The sequence below is a fragment of the Burkholderia sp. 9779_493 genome, from assembly GCF_015712215.1.
Lineage (GTDB): Bacteria > Pseudomonadota > Gammaproteobacteria > Burkholderiales > Burkholderiaceae > Burkholderia > Burkholderia cenocepacia.
In genome coordinates this window covers 59692-76546 of the sequence record NZ_JACCQA010000010.1, presented here as the reverse complement: position 1 = coordinate 76546, position 16855 = coordinate 59692, and the positions used below count along the sequence as shown (strand labels likewise).

The 16855-nt window shown below is 68.8% G+C and carries 15 protein-coding genes; 10 read left to right on the top strand and 5 right to left on the bottom strand.

Features of this window, described 5'->3' with window-relative positions:
- The first annotated feature begins 51 nt into the window (after positions 1–51).
- Positions 52–1038 carry an ABC transporter substrate-binding protein gene (locus tag H0X95_RS12555; RefSeq protein WP_059722660.1) on the top strand — a complete coding sequence of 329 codons (987 nt, stop codon included), beginning with the start codon at positions 52–54 and terminating at the stop codon, positions 1036–1038.
- 22 nt (positions 1039–1060) lie between these two features.
- On the opposite strand, the gene H0X95_RS12550 is transcribed toward H0X95_RS12555, so the two are convergent.
- Complete coding sequence (locus H0X95_RS12550) at positions 1061–1435, bottom strand: phage protein NinX family protein (RefSeq protein ID WP_059722659.1); 375 nt, start codon at positions 1433–1435, stop codon at positions 1061–1063.
- A 217-nt stretch (positions 1436–1652) separates the two neighbouring features.
- On the opposite strand from H0X95_RS12550, the gene H0X95_RS12545 reads away from it, so the two are divergent.
- From H0X95_RS12545 to H0X95_RS12520, 6 genes are all read left to right on the top strand, one after another.
- Positions 1653–2720 (top strand): ABC transporter substrate-binding protein, encoded by a 1068-nt coding sequence (locus H0X95_RS12545; RefSeq protein WP_006486187.1) that lies wholly within the window; start codon positions 1653–1655, stop codon positions 2718–2720.
- A 14-nt stretch (positions 2721–2734) separates the two neighbouring features.
- On the top strand, positions 2735–3568 hold the full coding sequence (locus H0X95_RS12540) for an ABC transporter permease (protein WP_196446069.1): 834 nt from the start codon (positions 2735–2737) through the stop codon (positions 3566–3568).
- 35 nt (positions 3569–3603) lie between these two features.
- Positions 3604–4410 carry an ABC transporter permease gene (locus H0X95_RS12535; protein WP_059722657.1) on the top strand — a complete coding sequence of 269 codons (807 nt, stop codon included), beginning with the start codon at positions 3604–3606 and terminating at the stop codon, positions 4408–4410.
- A gap of 40 nt (positions 4411–4450) precedes the next feature.
- Positions 4451–5296, top strand: coding sequence for an ABC transporter ATP-binding protein (locus H0X95_RS12530; RefSeq protein WP_059722655.1), 846 nt, complete (start codon positions 4451–4453; stop codon positions 5294–5296).
- A 148-nt stretch (positions 5297–5444) separates the two neighbouring features.
- A complete protein-coding gene (locus H0X95_RS12525) occupies positions 5445–6398 on the top strand; it encodes a TauD/TfdA dioxygenase family protein (protein WP_006486182.1) in 954 nt (317 codons plus the stop codon).
- A 148-nt stretch (positions 6399–6546) separates the two neighbouring features.
- Positions 6547–7494, top strand: a complete 948-nt coding sequence (locus H0X95_RS12520; protein ID WP_059722654.1) for a TauD/TfdA dioxygenase family protein — start codon at positions 6547–6549, stop codon at positions 7492–7494.
- A 45-nt stretch (positions 7495–7539) separates the two neighbouring features.
- Here H0X95_RS12520 and H0X95_RS12515 read toward each other — a convergent pair whose 3' ends face one another.
- Positions 7540–9201, bottom strand: a complete 1662-nt coding sequence (locus H0X95_RS12515) for an ABC transporter substrate-binding protein (RefSeq protein ID WP_059722652.1) — start codon at positions 9199–9201, stop codon at positions 7540–7542.
- Between the two features lie 375 nt (positions 9202–9576).
- On the opposite strand from H0X95_RS12515, the gene H0X95_RS12510 reads away from it, so the two are divergent.
- Together H0X95_RS12510 and H0X95_RS12505 are read left to right on the top strand one after the other, a co-directional pair.
- Positions 9577–9984, top strand: coding sequence for a DUF427 domain-containing protein (locus H0X95_RS12510; RefSeq protein WP_006486183.1), 408 nt, complete (start codon positions 9577–9579; stop codon positions 9982–9984).
- A 213-nt stretch (positions 9985–10197) separates the two neighbouring features.
- The gene (locus H0X95_RS12505) at positions 10198–11190 is read left to right on the top strand and encodes a sulfonate ABC transporter substrate-binding protein (RefSeq protein ID WP_059722650.1); all 993 of its coding nucleotides are present in this window, start codon (positions 10198–10200) and stop codon (positions 11188–11190) included.
- Between the two features lie 4 nt (positions 11191–11194).
- On the opposite strand, the gene H0X95_RS12500 is transcribed toward H0X95_RS12505, so the two are convergent.
- A complete protein-coding gene (locus H0X95_RS12500) occupies positions 11195–11779 on the bottom strand; it encodes a putative glycolipid-binding domain-containing protein (protein WP_059722648.1) in 585 nt (194 codons plus the stop codon).
- Between the two features lie 198 nt (positions 11780–11977).
- Here H0X95_RS12500 and H0X95_RS12495 point away from each other — a divergent pair, with 198 nt between their 5' ends.
- On the top strand, positions 11978–12886 hold the full coding sequence (locus H0X95_RS12495) for a LysR family transcriptional regulator (RefSeq protein ID WP_048986936.1): 909 nt from the start codon (positions 11978–11980) through the stop codon (positions 12884–12886).
- Positions 12887–12905: 19 nt separating this feature from the next.
- Here the strand turns inward: H0X95_RS12495 and potE are convergent, their stop codons facing one another.
- Both potE and H0X95_RS12485 read right to left on the bottom strand, forming a co-directional pair.
- Complete coding sequence (potE, locus tag H0X95_RS12490; protein ID WP_006488914.1) at positions 12906–14291, bottom strand: putrescine-ornithine antiporter; 1386 nt, start codon at positions 14289–14291, stop codon at positions 12906–12908.
- A 61-nt stretch (positions 14292–14352) separates the two neighbouring features.
- Complete coding sequence (locus H0X95_RS12485) at positions 14353–16653, bottom strand: Orn/Lys/Arg decarboxylase N-terminal domain-containing protein (RefSeq protein WP_006495918.1); 2301 nt, start codon at positions 16651–16653, stop codon at positions 14353–14355.
- Between the last annotated feature and the right edge of the window lie 202 nt (positions 16654–16855).

Genomic DNA, 16855 nt, shown 5'->3' with positions numbered 1-16855 from the left:
CTGCCCGGCAGCCGCGCGGCCCGCGCGCGGATCACCGAGGACACACCGCCGATGCCCCACGCTTCCGCCCCAGCGCGCCGCCGCGCGCTGCAGTGCCTTGCCGCCCTCGCCGCCGCGCCGCTCGCGGGCGGCCTTGCCCTGCCCGCCCACGCGGCCGGCGCCGATCTGTCGGGCGTCACGCTCGTCCTCGGCGACCAGGCCGGCGGCCTGCGCGCGCTCGCCGAAGCGGCGCGCGTGCTCGACGGCACGCCGTACCGGTTCCGCTGGGCCAACTTCCAGGGCGCCGCGCCGCTGTTCGAAGCGCAGCGCGCGGGCGCGATCGATCTCGCGCCGGCCGGCGACCTGCCGGTCCTGACGGCCGCGCTCGGCGATCCGTCGTTGCGGATCGTCGCGACGCGCGTCGGTTCGCCGGCGTCGCTCGGCATCGTCGTGCAGCCCGACTCGCCGGTTCGCGCCGTGGCCGACCTGAAAGGGCAAACCGTGGTCGTATCATCGGCGCGCGGCAGCATCTCGCAATACCAGCTGTATGGCGCGCTGCGCGAACACGGGCTCGCGCCACGCGACGTCGACGTGCGCTTCGTGCTGCCGGTCGACGCGTTCGCCGCGTTCGAGGCGAAGCGGATCGGCATCTGGGCCACGTTCGATCCGTACTACGGGCATGCGGTGCGCCGCGGCGCGCGCATCGTCCGCGACGGCAGCGGCATCAATTCGGGGCTCGCGTTCCTGACGTCGCCGGTCGAGACACTCGACGATCGCGGCAAGCGCGCGGCGCTTGCGGACGTGCTCGCGCGGCTCGCCCGCGCGGGCCAATGGGCGCTCGCGCACCCGGCCGACTACGCGAGCGTCTATGCGTCGCTCACGCGCCTGCCGCCCGATGCGGCCACCGACATCGCGCGCCGGGCCGCGCTCGCGCAGCGCAGCCTCAGCGGCGCCGACATCGACGTGTTGCAGCGCGTCGCCGATCGCGCGGCGGCGGACGCGATCCTGCCGCGCCGTGTCGACGTTGCATCGATTGCCATCCGGCAGGTGTCCGCGTGAGCGATGCGGCGCGAGGATGCGCTCAGCGCGGCCGCGCCATATCGAGATCCGGCACGTCGTCGCCGAACGTCGACGCGACGAGCGTGCGCATTGCGGCGATCAGCAGCGTCGGCCCCGACTGGTTGAACGTGCAGCGCTCGCCCGCGGCCGGCACCGCGCGGTGCAGCACGGCACGCCACGCGCCTCGCCCGCCGTCGCGCTCGAACCCGGCAAACGGCAGCCGCTCGACGATCGGGCCGCCGTCCGCCCAGGACGACGACGGCGCGAACGGTGTCGGGACGCCGCCCGGTTCGCGGATCACCGTGCAATGCGACGTGTCGACGCGGGGGGCGACGAGGTCTTCCGCCATCGCTACCCAGTAATCGAGCGGCGCGCCTGTCAGGTCCTGCACTTGCATGACCGTCTCCGTATGACGTTGTGTTGAACGACATCGTAGCCGTTGTCCGCACAGCCGCAAGGACTGCTCCCATGCGCGACAGGGTTTCGTCCGCCGTCGCGCCGCGATAAGCATAGTTCAAATCGTTTCTTGTCGGCCCCAGGCACGTCATCGAGAATGCTTCGACGGACCGCCCCCGGCACCTCCGCCCAAAACGTACTCCTGACCGATCGATTCCATGCTTCCACTGCGCCTGCTGCGATCGCTGCTGATCGCGTCCCTCGTTGCATTGCCGGCCGCCGCCGCGCACGCCGACAAGCCCACCACCCTGCGTATCGGCGTTGCCCAGCAAGGCGCCGGCGATCCCCCCACCTTCGGCGGATCGAGCGCCGCCACCGTGCAGTTGCAACAGCTCGTCGAGAAGGAATTCGCCGCCGACGGCATCAAGGTGCAATGGCTGTTCTTCAAGGGCGCGGGCCCGGCCGTCAACGAGGCGATCGCCAACAAGGCGCTCGACTTCGCGTACCAGGGCGACCTGCCCGCCGTGCTCGCGCGCTCGAACGGGATCAAGACGCGCCTGCTGCTCGCCGCGAGCGTGCGCTCGGGCATCAAGATCGCGGTGCCGCCCGACTCGACGATCCGCTCGATCAAGGACCTGAAGGACCGCCGCGTGTCGATCTTCCGCGGCACCAACCTGCAGCTCGTCGCCGACAACGCGCTCGCGAAGAACGGCCTCGGCGAACGTGACCTGCGCGTGATCAACCTCGACGCCGCCAGTTCGCTCGCCGCGCTCGCGTCGAAAGGCATCGACGCGTCGGTGGGCGACTACGCGCTATACAAGCTGCGCGACGCGGGCCTCGCGAAGATCATCTACGAATCGCAGAACGACGGCCCGCAGCTGACGCGCCAGACCCACCTGCTCGTGCTCGACGATTTCGACCGCGCGCATCCGGACATCGTGCAGCGCGTCGTCACCGCGTTCGTGAAGGGTGCGCAATGGTCGTCCGACGAGGCGAACCGCGATGCGCTGTTCAAGCTGTGGGCAAAAAGCGGCGTGCCGTATTCGTCGTGGCAGGACGACTACGCGAACCAGCGCCTGAAGGACCGCCTGTCCCCGCTGATCGACCCGTTCGTCATCGCGCGCTACAAGGCCGTCGCGCAGGATGCGCTGAACCTGAAGCTGATCCGCCAGCCGGTCGACGTCGACGGCTGGTTCGAGCCGAAATATCTCGACAATGCCTTGCGCACGCTGAAGCTCGAACACTACTGGCAACGTTACGACGCGGCCGGCAAGCCCCTCTCCTGACCCGGACCGCCCCGATGAGCGACACCGCGTTTCCCGTCCCGTCGTCCGAATCGCCCGCGCTCGCCGTGCCGCCGCGCCGCGCGGCGGCGCTGCGACGACTCGCGTGGCAGCTCGCACCGTGGGCGCTGCCCGCGCTGCTGTTCGCGCTATGGAGCGTCGGCAGCGCGCGCGGCTGGATCGCGCCGCAGATCCTGCCGCCGCCCGAACGCGTGGTCGACACGCTGGCCGACCTCGCATCGAGCGGCGATCTCGTGCGCCACACGCTGATCAGCCTGCAGCGCGTGCTCGTCGGCTTCGCGGCCGGCACGCTGCTCGGCGTGTCGATCGGCGTCGCGCTCGGACTGTCGCGCACGCTGGAAGCCTACGTGCTGCCGAGCTTCAACGCGCTCGTGCAGATTCCGGTGCTCGGCTGGCTGCCGTTCCTGCTGCTGCTCGTCGGCGTCGGCGAACCGCTGAAATACCTGCTGATCGCGCATGCGGCGCTCGTCCCCGTCACGCTGAGCACGTTGCAGGGGTTTCGCCAGACGCCGCCCGCGCTCGACGAAGTCGCGCGCGGGTTCGGCTACACGCGCCGGCAACGCATCCTCCACGTCGTGCTGCCGGCCGCGATTCCGACGCTCGCGACCGGCGTGCGGCTCGCGTTCACGAAATCGTGGCTCGCGCTCGTCGTGGTCGAACTCGTCGCGTCGTCCGAAGGGCTCGGCTACCTGATCGTGTACGGGCGGCAACTGTTCCAGCTCGATCTCGTGATGGCGGCCGTGGTCGTGGTCGGCCTGCTGATCAACCGGGCGCTCGACGCACTCGAAGCGCGCCTGCGCCGCGGCGTGCCGTCCGCGTTTCGCGGTTGAACCGGTCCGCCCGACCAATCGAAGGAGAGTCGCCCGTGCCCCACGCCGCCACGCCGTCAACGACACCGCCCGCCCGCCGCCTGCATGCACCCGACTGGCGCGGCTTCGTCCTGCCGCTCGCCGCATTGGCGTGCTGGTGGGCCGTCGCTTCCGCCCATCTCGTGAAAAGCGGCCTGCTCGTCGGTCCCGCCGACGTGCTGCACACCGCGTGGGCGCAGGCCGCGAGCGGCGCGCTCGGCCGTGCATTGTCGGCATCGCTCGCGCGCGAGGCGTGCGGGTTCGCGATCGGCGCGACGGGCGGGCTGTTGCTCGGCGCCGCGCTCGGGCTGTCGCGCATCGCCGCGCGAATGGTCGGCCCGAGCTTCGACACGTTCAAGCAGATCTCGCTGTTCGCGTGGATTCCGCTGATTTCGGTGTGGTTCGGGCTCGGCGACGTCGCGAAGGTCGTGTTCCTGTCGCTCGCCGCGCTGCTGCCCGTCGCCGCCCATACCTGCGACGGCATTCACGCAGTGCCGCGCGCGTATGTCGATGTCGCTCGCGCACTGCGCTACTCGCGGCTCCAGCTGATCCGCCACGTGATCCTGCCGGCCGCGCTGCCATCGATCTTCACCGGCCTGTATCTCGGCCTGATCTATTCGTGGCTCGCGACGCTCGGCGCCGAGTACCTGCTCGTCGCCGGCAGCGGGATCGGCAACACGCTGATCGACGGCAGCGAGCAGTTCCGGATGGATCTCGTGCTGTTCGGGATCATCGTCGTCGGCGTGACCGGCTGGGCGCTGAACGCGACCGCCCGCGCAATCGAACGCAAGGTGCTGGCCCGGCGCGACGACCTGCCCCGTTGAGCGTCCTTTTTCTTCCTGTCGCCCTCTTCCCCAGACCGCCATGACGACCCTCGCCTCCGATTCGCTCGACATCCTCCATGTCAGCAAGCACTACACGCAGCGCGGCACGACGCTCGCCGTGCTCGACGACGTGTCGCTGCACGTGCGTGCCGGCGAATTCGTCACGATCGTCGGCGCCAGCGGCTGCGGCAAGTCGACGCTGCTGCGGCTCGTCGCCGGACTCGATACCGATTACACGGGCGAAATCCGTGCCGGCGACGAACGCGTGCGCGACACGTCGCTGCAGCGCGGCATCGTGTTCCAGGATCACCGGCTGTTCCCGTGGCTGACCGTCGAACAGAACATCGGCGCCGCACTGCGCAACGCGCCGCTGGACCCGGCCGCGAAACGGCGCGCGGTCGCGGAACACATCGCACTCGTCGGACTGAACGGCTTCGAGCACGCGTTTCCGAACCAGTTGTCGGGCGGGATGGCGCAGCGCGTCGCGATCGCGCGCGGCCTCGTGAACCGGCCGCGCGTGCTGCTGCTCGACGAGCCGTTCGGCGCGCTCGACGCGCAGACGCGCGCGAAGATGCAGAACGAACTGCTGCGCATCTGGGAACAGGAACGCATCACGATGATGCTGGTCACGCACGACGTCGACGAAGCGGTCTATCTCGGCGACCGCGTCGTCACGATGGCGCCGCGTCCGGGCCGCATCGCGCGCATCGTCGACGTCGCGCTGCCGCGCCCGCGCCGGCGCGATTCATTGGAATTCGCGCGCTTGCGCGACACCGTGCTCGCCGATTTCGACGACGGCGAGCCGCCGGGCGACGACGCGTCGGGCGGCTCGCGCATCGATGCGGCGCGCCCGCACCGGATCGGCGAATGGCGGCTCGCGTGGTAGCGACGCGACGCGTGCGCCTTGTTCAGCAGGACGACACATATCGTTCATCGCAGCGCGCACGCTAAGGTTGTGACGATTCATCGGTTCCGGTTCCGCGCGGTCCCTGCTTGAATGGAGATTCGACCGACCCGACTCCAGGAGACTCCCGATGTCCGAAGTCCAGCACGCCGCTCCGTCGTTTTCGCCCGCTTCGCATGCCGCACCGCGCCCGGCCGCCGTCCCGCTCCAGCTTCGCCAGGTCGCCGGCCGGATCGGCGCCGAAATCGCCGACGTGCGGCTGTCGGCCACGCTCGACGATGCGACGTTCGACGCGATCCAGGCCGCGCTGCTGCGCCACAAGGTGCTGTTCTTCCGTGGCCAGCACCATCTCGACGACACCGCACAGGAAGCATTCGCCCGCCGCTTCGGCGACACGGTCGCGCACCCGACCGTGCCGTCCGTCGACGGCAGCGCGGCCCTGCTCGAACTCGATTCCGCGCACGGCGCACGCGCCAATTCGTGGCACACCGACGTGACCTTCGTCGACGCGTACCCGAAGATCTCGATCCTGCGCGCGGTCGTGATTCCGCCATTCGGCGGCGATACCGTCTGGGCCAACACGGCCGCCGCGTACGCGCATCTGCCCGACCCGCTGCGTGCGCTCGCCGACACGCTGTGGGCGCTGCATACGAACGCGTACGACTATGCGTCGACGCACGTGCATGCCGACGATGCGCAACTGAAGCGCTACCGCGAAGTGTTCACGTCGACCGTCTACGAAACCGAGCACCCGGTCGTGCGCGTGCATCCGGAAACCGGCGAGCGCACGCTCGTGCTCGGCCACTTCGTGCAGCGGCTCAAGGGGCTGTCGGCGCAGGATTCCGCGCATCTGCTGCAGGTGTTCCACGAGCACGTGACGCGCCTCGAAAACACCGTGCGCTGGAACTGGCGGGAAGGCGACGTCGCGATCTGGGACAACCGCGCGACCCAGCACTACGCGATCAACGACTACGGCGATGCGCGCCGCGTCGTGCGCCGCGCGACCGTTCACGGCGACGTGCCGGTCGGCATCGACGGACGCCGGAGCGTCCTGCTGAAGGGGCCGGGCGCCACGCTGCAATAACGTCCACGTCCCGCGGCGGCGCCCTTTCCCGCGCCGCCGCGCCATTTCCCTGGAGGACACCCGCGATGAACCGCACGCCACCTGACCGACGCCTGCACGCGCAACGATGTCGTCCGTCTCTCCCGTTCACAACCGCCAGGAGCGTCGCATGAGCGCCCTACTCGAACCCGCCGCCCAGCCGGTCGACGTGATCCCGCTGTCCGCCCATATCGGCGCGGAAATCCGCGGCGTCGACCTCACGCAACCGTTGACCACGCCGCAGATCGCGGCGATCCGCGCCGCGCTGCTGAAGTGGCGCGTCATCTTCTTCCGCGAACAATTCCTCACGCACGAGCAGCATGTCGCGTTCTCCGCGCAATTTGGCGAGCCGACGGTCGGCCACCCGGTGTTCGGGCACGTCGACGGCCATCCGGCCGTCTATTCGATCGCGAAGCATCGCAAGGCGACGCGTTTCGAAGGCGAACCGGTGCGCCGGCCCTGGACCGGCTGGCACACCGACGTGACGGCCGCCGTGAATCCGCCGTGGGCGTCGATCCTGCGCGGCGTGACGATCCCGCCGTACGGCGGCGACACGCACTGGACCAACCTCGTGCGCGCGTACGAAACGCTGTCCGCGCCGCTGCGCGGCTTCGTCGATACCCTGCGCGGCATCCATCGCTTCACGCCGCCGCCCGGCGCGCGCGCGACCGGCGCATTCGACGACGCCGTCGAGCGCCGCCCGCTCGTGACCGAGCATCCGCTCGTGCGCGTGCATCCGGAAACCGGCGAACGCGCGCTGTACGTGAGCCCGAGCTTCCTGAAATCGATCGTCGGGCTGACGCCGCGCGAGAGCCAGGCGCTGCTCGAACTGCTGTGGGAACACGTAACGCGGCCGGAATTCACGATCCGCTTCAAATGGGAGCCGCGCAGCATCGCGTTCTGGGACAACCGTGCGACCGCCCATCTCGCGCCCGTCGACATCTTCGATCTCGACTTCGACCGCCAGCTGTATCGCACGACGCTCATCGGCGACGTGCCGGTCGGCCCCGACGGCCGGCCGTCGGTCGCGCTCGAAGGCACGCCGGTCGAAACCGCGGCCGCCGTCGCACTCAACTGACGCGGCGAACGCCGGCGCGCACGAACGCGCCGGCCCCCACTTCCGTCAATCGAGCCACACGCCGTCGAACCGGTGCCCGCCGAGCGGCGAGAACGTCAGCCCGTGTACGCGCTTGGAGATCGGCAGCGACACGATCGACGTCGCGATCGGCGTGAACGGCACCTGGTCCTTGAACACCACTTGCGCCTGCTCGTACAGCGCCGTGCGTTTCGCGACATCCGCGTTCGAACGCGCCGCCGTCACGAGCTGCTCGAAGTCCTTGTTGCACCACTTCGCGAGATTGCTGCCGTGCACCGCGTCGCAGCCGAGCAGCGTGCCGAGCCAGTTGTCGGGGTCGCCGTTGTCGCCCGACCAGCCGTACAGGATCGCGTCGTGCTGGCCGTCGTGCTTCGCGCGGCGGTTGTACTCGCCCCATTCGTAGCTGACGATCTTCGCGCGCACGCCGATCTTCGCCCAGTCCTGCTGGATCAGTTGCGCCATCAGTTGCGCATTCGGGTTGTACGGGCGCTGCACGGGCATCGCCCACAGCGTCAGGTCGAAGCCGTTCGGAAAGCCGGCCTGCGCGAGCAGCGCCTTCGCGGCGGCCGGATCGCGCGGCGCGTCCTTCAGGCGCGGGTTGTACGACCATTGCGCGGGCGGCATCGGGTTCGTCGCGACCGTCGCGTCGCCGTTGAACACGGTCTTGATGATCGCCGTCTTGTCGATCGCGATGTCGAGCGCGCGCCGCACGTCGACGCGATCGAGCGGCGGATGCTGCGTGTTGTACGCGACGAACCCGACGTTGAAGCCCGTCCCCGAAAACAGCGTCAGCCTCGGGTCGCGCCGCACCGTCTCGAGATCGGCCGGCCGCGGAAACACCGACACCTGGCATTCGCCGGCCACGAGCTTCTGCAAGCGCGCGGCGGGATCGGGCGTGATCGCGAACACGAGGCGCGCGAGCTTCACGTCGTCCGGTTTCCAGTAGTCGGGATTCGCGTCGTAGCGGATCAGCGCATCCTTCTGGTACGTGCGCAGCAGGAACGGCCCCGTGCCGACCGGGAACTGGTTGATGTCGGACTCGCGATGGCGCGCGGCGAGCTGCCCCGCATATTCGGCCGACAGCACCGACGCGAACGCCATCGCGAGATTGCGCACGAACACGACGTCGGGCGACTTCAGCACGAAGCGCACCGTATAGTCGTCGACCTTCTCGATGCGCTCGATGTTGCGGTCGAAGCCGAGATCGCTGAAATACGGGAAGCTGACCGGATAGGCCTTGCGGAACGGATCGTCCGGGTCGAGCATCCGGCGGAACGTGAACACGACGTCGTCGGCCTGGAACGGTCGCGTCGGCGTGAACCACGCGGTGGTCTGGAACTTCACGCCGCGCCGCAAATGAAACGTGATCGTGCGCTGGTCGGGCGACACGTCCCAGCTCGTCGCCAGCGACGGCACGAGATCGAGCGTGCCGCGCTTGAACTGCACGAGCCCGTTGTAGATCGTGTACGTGCTCGCATCGAAATCGGTGCTCGTCGTGTGCTGGCCGGGATCGAAGCCGGCCGGGCTGCCTTCGGAGCAGTACACGAGCGTCTTGCCGGCGGGTGCGGCGAGCGCGTGCGTCGCGGCGCCGGCCAGCAGCAACGACGCGGCGACGCCGCGAAGCACGGCGCGGGCATGCGGTACGCCGCGCGTACGGCGCGCGGCTGACGAAACGAAAGGATTCTTCATGGTGGCGGATGGAAGCAAGGGCTGTCATGCGAATGACGACCGCCGATCTTCGCGCGCCTCCCGCCGATCGCTTACCAATTAATTCCGCGTTGCTTATCGTCGCCGATGCATCCCGCTGCCGCTGCATCGAAAAGTCCATGCGAGCGGCGCATCCATGCCGAACACCGCGGGCCGCCCGGGCACGCGCGACGAAACCGTCGAAACCGTCGCGACCGTTCGCGCGCCACCGCATGGCCTTCCGGCCCCCTGCAGGTTCTCCGGAATGGGTGCATCGTATCGGTTGGCCGACGCCGACACCCGCGCGCGGGAATCCGCCCCGCGCGCACGTGCCGGCACGGCGCGTCCGTGCGCGCCGCCCTTTCTGGAGGAACCACGATGCCGCTCAGCCCCGATACGCCCTCTCGTCCGGTGAAATCGCCGGGCCCCGATCATCCGATCCTGATCGAACCGCACTCGTCCCGCGTGATCGTGAAGGTGGCCGACAAGGTCGTCGCCGATACGCGCCACGCGCTGGTGCTGCGCGAGGCCAGCTATCCGGCGGTGCTGTACATTCCGCGCGAGGATGCCGACATGTCGCTGCTGCAACGTACCGACCACGCGACGTACTGCCCGTACAAGGGCGATTGCGCGTACTACTCGATCCCCGCCGGCGGCGAACGCTCGATCAATGCCGTGTGGACGTACGAGCATCCGAATCCGGCCGTCGAATCGATTCGCGGGCACCTCGCGTTCTACCCGGATCGCGTCGATTCGATCGAGGAACGCCTGCTCGTCAGCGAGTGAAGACGGTCGCGCCCGGCTCCACTGCGGGCCGGTATCGTGCGCCCGCTGATTTGCATATCAGCATTCGTTGGTTGGCCGCGGGCCCGCGCGGCCGTATCGTCCTGAATCCGGCGCGGGCCGGCCCGTTGCGTGCGTCGCCCGCATCCGGCCCGGTCCTGCGCCGGCCGCGCCGCCCCCGCGCGCGGTCCGTGAACCCGCACGCAGGACATTCCGATGAACGACACCCCGCACGCAGACCTTGAAACGAATCCGGCGAACCCGCGCCGCCGCCAGTGGCTGCACGGCGCGGCCGCCGGGCTGGCCGGGCTCGCGCTCGGCCCGCTCGCGGCCGTGCCCGCGCGGGCCGAGGCCAGCGGCACGCGGCTGCGCATCGGCTTCCAGAAATACGGCAACTTCGTCGTGCTCAAGGCACGCGGCACGCTCGAGAAGCGTCTCGCGAACCAGGGCATCACCGTGCAATGGCTCGAATTCCCGGCCGGCCCGCAACTGCTCGAAGGACTGAACGCCGGCGCGATCGACGTCGGCACGGTCGGCGAAACCCCGCCGATCTTCGCGCAGGCCGCCGGCGTCGATTTCGTCTACATCGGCAACGAGCCGCCCGCGCCGCAGGGCGAGGCGATCGTCGTGCTGCCAGATTCGCCGATCCGCACCGTCGCGCAACTGCGCGGCAAGAAGGTCGCGTTCAACAAGGGCTCGAACGTCCACTACCTGCTGGTGAAGGCGCTCGAGCATGCGGGCCTCGCGTACGCCGACATCCAGCCGATCTACCTGACGCCGGCCGACGCGCGCGCCGCGTTCGTGCAGCGCAGCGTCGATGCGTGGGTGATCTGGGATCCGTATCTGGCCGCCGCCGAACGGCAGCTCGGCGCGCGCGTGGTCGCGAACGGCGACGCTCTCGTGCGCAACACGCAGTACTACCTCGCGGCGCGCAAGTACGCGGCCGCGCATCCGCAGGTGCTGCGCGCGCTGCTCGACGAAGTCGACGCGGTCGATCGCTGGGCGCGCGATCACGTGCCCGAGGTGGCCGCGCAACTGTCGCCGCTCGTCGGCCTCGACGCACCGACGCTCGAAGTCGCGCTCAAGCGCGCCGGCTACGGCGTGCAGCCGATCACGGACGCGACGGTCGCGTACCAGCAGAACATCGCCGACGCGTTCAGCACGCTGAAGCTGATCCCGGGCAAGCTATCGGTGGCAAGCGCACGCTGACGCGTCACGATGCAGGCGTCGCGCCGATGCGCCGCCATTCGTCGTAGTCGGTGACGAGGCCCGCGTCGTCGGTTCCGATATCGGCCGCATACGTGCCGCTCTCGTAGCGATACACGTGCGGCGCCGTGCGCGCATAGCGCTGCTCGCCGCGTACGATGTCGAAACCGGGGAAACGCAGCCACGCGGTGCGAATCTCGGCCGACTCGCCGACGGCGAGCGCCAGCCGCCGGATCGGCAGCGTATTGGTCGACGGGCTGAAGCCGAGATGGATGTCGGTTGCGCCCGCAAGCATCGGCGCCTCGACGCCGTCGATCGTCCACCGCCCGGCATCGCAAGCGATGTCCCATTGCCGTGGCGGCGCCGTGCCGGTCCACCGCGTCACGCGCGCCGAACGGGTGAGCCAGTCGGCACCGCATGCGATCGCGTAGTCGATCCGGAACGGCGTGCCGTCGAGCGCGCCCGTCACCGCCCCCGACAGCGCGATGTCCGTTTGCGACTCGTCGAGCCGGCACCATTCGGCCGCCTGCCACGTCTGCACGATCTGCCATGCGACGCAGTGCGTGCGTCGGGCGTCATTCCGTTGCGTCATGTCGGGCCTCCTGTCGTGTCGCGCGGAAGAACGCCGATTTTCGCTCACCGTGCGGATGAACGCACGCGGCTTCGGCGGTGCCACGGGCGCACCGGCCGATAGTCAGTATCGGCCCGACACACTCCGTCGCCCCTTCGCCGCTTTGGTACCATCCGTCGATCGGTAAAAATCGAACCGGAAGACACGAGGCGCGACTTCATGGATTTGTTGGCGACGATGCGCATCTACGTGAGGGTCGTGGAGCGCGGCACGATGTCCGGCGCGGCGCGGGATCTCGACATGGGCCAACCGGCCGTCAGCGAGCGCATCGAGAAGCTCGAAAAGCACCTCGGCACGCGACTGCTGATGCGCAGTGCCCGCACCCTCGCGTGCACGGAGGAAGGCCGAATTTTCTACGAACGCAGCAAGGCGCTGCTCGAAGCGGCCGAACTGGCCGTTGCGTCGGTATCGAAGACGGAGCATGCGCTCGACGGCACGATCCGGCTCGCGGCGCCGCAATGTTTCGGCGAGGTCGTGCTGCCGGGCGTGCTGATGCAGATCCGCACCGCGTACCCGAAGCTGCACATCGACCTCGTGCTGAACGACGATATCGTCGATCCGGTCACCGAGGGCGTCGACATTTCGATCCGGGTCGGCCAGCTCGGCGACGGCGGGTTCGTCGCGTACGCGCTCGGCGCGGTGGGCCGCGTGCTCGTCGCCGCGCCGTCGTATCTCCGCCAGCACGGCCCGATCGACACGAAGGCCGATCTCGCGAACCATCCGTTCATCCGCGTGAAAGGCGTGTTCGCGAACGAACAGGTACCGCTGCAGCGCGACGGCGGCGCAGTCGAATACGCGCGCATCCGCACCGTCATGACCGCCAGCCACTGGCGCCCGATGTTCGATACGATCGCGGCGGGCGGCGGCATCGGCGTGGTCCAGCACCCGGCTTGCACCGATGCGCTCGCGCATGGCCGACTCGTCCGCCTCCTGCCGTATTACGACGTTCCCGACTTCGCGGTCAATGTGCTGGTGCACGCGCAGCGCCCGCTGCCGCCACGCGTGCGCGCCGTCGTCGACCTGCTGAAGAAGGAAGTTCCGCTGCTGCTGACGAAGCATCGCCGGTAGTCGCCGCCCTGCGCCACCATCACGCCTGCAGCGACTTCCCCGGCTCCTTCACGTGCGCATCGACTTCCATCTGGTAGAAGCGCGCGCTGACGAAGCCGAACAGCGTCCAGCCGAGGAACACGCACAGGCCGCCGAGCATCAGCGCCTGCTCGCCCGAACTGAACAGCGCATAGAAGCTGTACGCGGTCGCGACCATCGCGACCACGTTCGTCACGAGCGCCTTGCCCGGCGGTACCTTCGCGACCTTCTGGATCGTGATCAGCGCGGCCATCGACATCACGTAAGGTACGAGGTTCGTGACGACCGCGAGATCGACGATCTTCTGGAACTGGCTGCTCAGCTCCGGGCTGATCGTCATCAGCGCGAGCGCGACCTGTGCGACCAGCAGGATCACCATGCCGACGATCGGCGTGCCCGTGCGCGTGGCACGTGCGAACACCGGCAGGAAGTAGCCGACGTCCGCCGAGCTCTTGAACACCTGCGCGACCGTAAACTGCCAGCCGAGCAGCGAGCCGATGCACGCGATCACCATCAGCGCGGTGACGATCGTGCCGACGGTCGGCGTGAACATCGTCGCGAATGCGATGCCGAACGGCGCGTTCGACTTCGCGAGGATCGCGTTGGGCACGATCCCCGCGATCACGTTGGTCGACACGATGTAGAAGATCGCCGACGCGATCGTGCCGCCGAGCACGGCGATCGGCACGTTGCGCTCCGGATTCTCCACGGCGTCCGAGTTCGCGCACGCCGATTCGAGCCCGAGGAACGCCCACAGCGTCACCGCGATCGAGCTGCCGACGGCCGCCCCGAACGGCATGTCGTGCGGATTCCACGCGGCGCCCCAGGTCGCCCCGCTGAACCAGAACCAGCCGATCAGCGACACGACGACCACCGGAATGATCACGCCCCACACCGTCACCGCGCCGATCCGGCCGGTGATGCGCGAGCCGCCGAAATTCGCGACCGTCGTCAGCACGAGCAGGAAGATCGTCCACAGGCCCGTCTGCAGCGGAGACAGCGTCGCGTCGAACAGCACGGTGCCGTAGCCGACCGCCGTGACGCCGATCGCGACGTTGGCGATCACGAGCGACAGCCCGTACGTATAGTTCGCCATGTAGTTGCCGGCCTTGCCGAACGCGTACTCCGCGTAGCCGCCCATCCCGCCCGGCTTGCGGCTCAGCATCCCGCAGCGCGCGAACGCATAGGCCAGCGCGAGCGAACCGCCGGCCGTGACGATCCACGACAGCAGCGAGATCGTGCCGACCTGCGCGAGCTTCGACGGCAGCAGGATGATGCCGGAGCCCATCATGTTGACCGCCGTGAGAATGGTGAGCTGCCAGACGTTCATCCGGTGTTTCTGCGCGGCCGCCGGGGCCGCGCCGGACACGCGTGCTGCATTTTCCATGGTGTCGATCCTTCGATGTGAGGCCGCCGCGCGGCCGGTGGCTCGTTCGCCCGGTCGGGCGTCAGGCCGTCAGGCAGTACACGCGGTACGTACCGTCCTCGACCTCCACGCCATGCGTGTCGTGCGCGAATCCCGGGAACCGCCGGTCGTACGCTTCGAGCGCCTTCAGGTAGCCGAGCACCGGGCCGCCAGCCGGCCCCGCGTTCTCGCCCGGCATCAGGAGCGGAATGCCCGGCGGATACGGCACGACGCCGGTGGCCACGGTACGCCCGGCCAGCTCGTCGAGCGTCACCTGCTCGATGCGACCCTGCACGAGATGCTCGTACGCGCGCACCGGGCTCATCTCCGGCTTCGGCAGGATCGAGAACGCCTCCGACATCAGTCGCGTCGTGCCGAGCTGCTCCATCGCCGCGAACATCGTGTCGGCCAGGTCCTTCAGCCCCATGCCCGCATAGCGCGAGCCATGCTCCTTCGCGAGCGACGGAATCGCCAGGTCGAGCGGCAGGTTCGCGTCGTAGTCGCGCTTGAAATCGCACAGCGCGCTGACGAGCGAACCCCACTTGCCCTTCGTGATGCCGATCGAGAACAGGAACAGGATCGTGAAATCGGTCGTCTTCTCGACCACGATGCCGCGCGCATCGAGATACGCGGTGACGACGCTCGCCGGGATGCCGACCGGCATCAGGCCGCCGGCCGGCGCGACGCCCGGCGTGACGATCGACACCTTGATCGGGTCGAGCATGCAATAGCCGTCCTCGATGTTGCCGAAGCCATGCCATTGCGCGCCCGGGCGCAGCACCCAGCACGCCGGGTCGCTCGCGAGCAGTTCGGGCGGCGCATCGTGGAACGGCAGCGTGCGGCCCGTGCGCGCCTCGAGCACGGTGTCGGGCTGCCAGCATTCGAAGAACCAGTCGCCCTTCGCGCCGAATTCGCCGTTCATCCGCGCGATCATCTGCCGGAACGCGACGGCCTCTTCGATCGACTCGCGCGTCAGCGCGGCGCCGCCGGGGCCGTCCATCATCGCGGCCGCGACGTCGTTCGACGCGATGATCGCGTAGTTCGGCGACGTCGACGCATGCATCATGAACGTTTCGTTGAACTGGCCATGCGGAATCGGGCTGCGGCCGTCGCGCACGTGGATGTAGGACGCCTGCGACAGCGCGGTCAGCAGCTTGTGCGTCGACTGCGTCGCGAACACCGTGGGCCGGTCCGCATGATGGTCGCGCGGGTCGCCGTGCATCGCATGGCGGTCGCGATAGATCGGGTTGAAACGCGCGTAGCCGTACCACGCCTCGTCGAAGTGCAGCCGGTCGACGCTCGCGCCGAGCAGCTCCTCGACGCGCGTCACGTTGTAGCAGAGGCCGTCGTACGTCGAGTTCGTGACGATCGCGTGCTTCGGCTGGCGATCGGCCAGCCCGGCCGCGAGCGGGTTCGATGCGATCGCCTCGCGGATCGCCGTCTGCGTGAGGCGCTCCGAGGCGATCGGTCCGATGATCCCGTAGCGGTTGCGCGTCGGCACGAGGTACGTCGGGATCGCGCCCGACATCGTCATCGCGTGTTCGGCCGACTTGTGGCAATTGCGGTCGCACAGCGCGATCTGGTCGCGGCTCACGCTCGCCATCAGGATGATGCGGTTCGACGTCGACGAGCCGTTCGTCACGTGATACGTGCGATGCGCGCCGAACACGCGCGCCGCGTAGCGTTCGCTTTCGCCGATCGGGCCCGAGTGGTCGAGCAGCGAGCCGAGCTCGCCCACCGAGATCGACAGGTCCGAGCGGAACAGCGATTCGCCGAAATATTCGAAGAACGCGCGGCCGACCGGCGATTTCAGGAAGCCGGTGCCGCCCGTGTGGCCGGGCGTATGCCACGAGTATTCGTACACGCGCGAGAACTTCGCGAGCGCGCCGAACATCGGCGGCAGGACGGTCGAGCGATAGCGTTCGATCGCCGCGTGAATGCGCCCGCCGATGAAGTCGGCCGTATCCTCGAGCAGCCACACGAAATCGTCGACCTTGCCCATCACCGCGGCCGGTACCGACGACGCGACGCTGCGGTCGGCCAGCAGGAAGATCGGCACGCTGCCGTTGCGATGCCGGATCGCGTCGACCACGGCCTCGGACGGCCCGTGGCCGTCCACGCCGAGATCCCAGTCGAGCAGCACGCACTGGATCGACGGATCGGAGCGGAGCAGCACGATGGCATCGTCGGCGGACGTCGCCGTCAGCACGTCGATACCGCGTTGCGCGAGCTCCGCGCTCAGCGTGCGGACCGCACGCCCGGTCGCGGTTTCCTGCGCGATCTCGTCGTCGACCAGTAGCGCACGCATGCCGAGACGGCGGATGCCGCCGACAGAAGTATTCATGATGTTGCCCTCGCTGTTGCGTTGCTTCGATTGGTATTGTTCGTCTCACGAGCACGCGGACAGCAGGCCACGGGCAGCGGCATGAGACGCTCGCCATTCCGGCTTGATTCGCCGTCCAATTCGGAGCCGACTATGCCATGGATGCCTTTCGATGAAAAGCTGACGATTCGGTGAAGCCATCGACGCGTTTCAAATCGGATTT

Coding starts and splice junctions, on each gene's coding strand:
- H0X95_RS12520 (WP_059722654.1), top strand. CDS start 6,547: ATGAGCGCCCTACTCGAACCCGCCGCCCAGCCGGTCGACGTGATCCCG.
- H0X95_RS12505 (WP_059722650.1), top strand. CDS start 10,198: ATGAACGACACCCCGCACGCAGACCTTGAAACGAATCCGGCGAACCCG.
- H0X95_RS12540 (WP_196446069.1), top strand. CDS start 2,735: ATGAGCGACACCGCGTTTCCCGTCCCGTCGTCCGAATCGCCCGCGCTC.
- potE (WP_006488914.1), bottom strand. CDS start 14,291: ATGGAAAATGCAGCACGCGTGTCCGGCGCGGCCCCGGCGGCCGCGCAG.
- H0X95_RS12530 (WP_059722655.1), top strand. CDS start 4,451: ATGACGACCCTCGCCTCCGATTCGCTCGACATCCTCCATGTCAGCAAG.
- H0X95_RS12500 (WP_059722648.1), bottom strand. CDS start 11,779: ATGACGCAACGGAATGACGCCCGACGCACGCACTGCGTCGCATGGCAG.
- H0X95_RS12515 (WP_059722652.1), bottom strand. CDS start 9,201: ATGAAGAATCCTTTCGTTTCGTCAGCCGCGCGCCGTACGCGCGGCGTA.
- H0X95_RS12510 (WP_006486183.1), top strand. CDS start 9,577: ATGCCGCTCAGCCCCGATACGCCCTCTCGTCCGGTGAAATCGCCGGGC.
- H0X95_RS12550 (WP_059722659.1), bottom strand. CDS start 1,435: ATGCAAGTGCAGGACCTGACAGGCGCGCCGCTCGATTACTGGGTAGCG.
- H0X95_RS12495 (WP_048986936.1), top strand. CDS start 11,978: ATGGATTTGTTGGCGACGATGCGCATCTACGTGAGGGTCGTGGAGCGC.
- H0X95_RS12525 (WP_006486182.1), top strand. CDS start 5,445: ATGTCCGAAGTCCAGCACGCCGCTCCGTCGTTTTCGCCCGCTTCGCAT.
- H0X95_RS12485 (WP_006495918.1), bottom strand. CDS start 16,653: ATGAATACTTCTGTCGGCGGCATCCGCCGTCTCGGCATGCGTGCGCTA.
- H0X95_RS12545 (WP_006486187.1), top strand. CDS start 1,653: ATGCTTCCACTGCGCCTGCTGCGATCGCTGCTGATCGCGTCCCTCGTT.
- H0X95_RS12555 (WP_059722660.1), top strand. CDS start 52: ATGCCCCACGCTTCCGCCCCAGCGCGCCGCCGCGCGCTGCAGTGCCTT.